This is a genomic window from Archangium violaceum Cb vi76, from assembly GCF_000733295.1.
Classification (GTDB): Bacteria; Myxococcota; Myxococcia; order Myxococcales; family Myxococcaceae; genus Archangium; species Archangium violaceum.
The window spans coordinates 1-1,732 of record NZ_JPMI01000191.1 but is presented as its reverse complement, the minus strand read 5'-3'; the positions used below and the strand labels follow the sequence as shown (position 1 = coordinate 1,732).

At 67.4% G+C, this 1,732-nt stretch carries 1 protein-coding gene; it reads right to left on the bottom strand.

What is annotated here, in order from left to right; translation table 11 throughout:
• Positions 1-211: 211 nt before the first annotated feature.
• Positions 212-1,609: a transposase gene (locus tag Q664_RS26295; protein ID WP_152622349.1), complete on the bottom strand. Its 1,398-nt coding sequence runs from the start codon at positions 1,607-1,609 to the stop codon at positions 212-214.
• Positions 1,610-1,732: the final 123 nt, after the last annotated feature.

Sequence of the window (1,732 nt, the reverse complement as noted above, 5' to 3'; positions counted from 1 at the left end):
CTGAAGGGCAGTCGATAAATCCCTCGCCGGAGCAGAGCGCGATCAGGAAGTGGAGGGGGCGAAGGTAATCGCCCATCCCGAGGCGCGGAGTTGGAGGGGGGGTGTACAGGTGGAAGCAGGCGAGAGCGGGGTTCAAACAGACAGCCCGGGGGCTCATCGCCTCGTCGGAGCCCGAGGCCCAGTCACACCACACGCAGCAGGGGACTGGCCGTCAGAAGCCAGCAGGCAAGGCGGTGAGCTGGCCCACCGGGCTGAGGTCGCCACCGAGGGAGGCCGAGTTTCCTGGAGCCAACTCCAGGAGGTGAGCCGGCTCGGCAAGCGTGCTCTGGCGCGCCCGTAGCGCATCCACCAGAGGCTGGCCGTGTGCGGCCAGGTTGTGCGCCAAGGCAACCAGCAGGGCGACACACTTCACCTTCTCCAGCCCCCGCACCGTCACCTCCGTCAGGCCGTAGCGCCCCTTCACCTGCGCGTTGACGTTCTCCACCAGGCCGGCGCGGGCCTTGTACTGCTCCTTGGCCTCGTCGGTGCGCATGCGCTCACGCCACGCCTCTACCTCGGGGGAATGGTCCCCCTGCTGCCCGGCCTGGGCCATGCGCTCGGGCACCGAGATGAGCGCTTCAATCCCCTTGGCCGCGCACTGCTTTACATCCTCGCACGTGGCGTGGTTGCCATCGGCCAGCAGGCGCTCGGGCACCTGGCCCGTACGCTGCTCAATCTGCTCCACCATGGGACTCACGCTGCCCATGTCGCTGCCCTGGTTGGTGACTTCCACCCCCACAATCGTTCGCGGCCCACCCAGAGTCTCCCCGGCCACTGCGAATTGCAGGTTGTAGGCGGGCCGGAAGCCCCCATCGGGCATCTTCATCACCCGCGCATCCGCATCCGTGGTGGAGGCGCGTACCTTCTGCTTGTCCGCCCCCTTCTTCCTGGCCTGCTGCTGCTTTATCGCCTCCAGCGCCGCGTCCACCCGGGCCTTGTACTCACGCGCCTTGGCCTCTCGTGTCGCCTGCTGCCCACGCGTCAGCTCCGGGTCGTCCTTCTGCGCCAGCACCGCCGTAAGGTGCAGCTCGGCCTGCTGCCGGCACTCTTGCAGCGACTGCTCTCTCCGGAACGAAGGCGCCGAGGCACTGGCCCTCACCCGCGTGCCGTCCTGCGCCACCTGCGTCAGGCTCACCAGCCCCTGCTGCAACAGCACCGCGAGCACGTCGGTGAACACCTGCTGCAACACCTCCACGTGCTCCACCCGGAACTGGCTCAGCTTGTCATGGCTCACCTCCACCCCTCCGGCCAGCCACTCAAACGCCCTGTCCTCCTCGCACCGGCGCGCCAATTCCGTCGCCGTCCCCACTCCCTGCTGAATCCCGTACACCCACAGCGCCAGCAGCAACCGCGGGCTTGTCACCGGGCGTCCAGCATGTCCCTCCACCGCCTTGGCTCCGGCCAGAAAACCGCTCAGGTCCAACGCCTCCACCGCCGCCGCCACCACCCGCACCGGGTGCTCCGGCTCCACCAACTGCTCCGGCATCTGCTTGAACAGCCAGCCTTGCGCCCTGTCCGGCTCTTTCGTCCGGACTCTTCCCTCTGCTGCCCGCTCTTTCTTCTGGTTCACTCCTCCTGCCTACTTCAGACGGCGCCCCTTTCACCCGAACCCCAGGGGTGGGGCTGCTCCTTCCCCACCCACCTTTTGGATCACCCGACTTGCCACCTCCGGGATTTATCGAGCGCTCTTGAG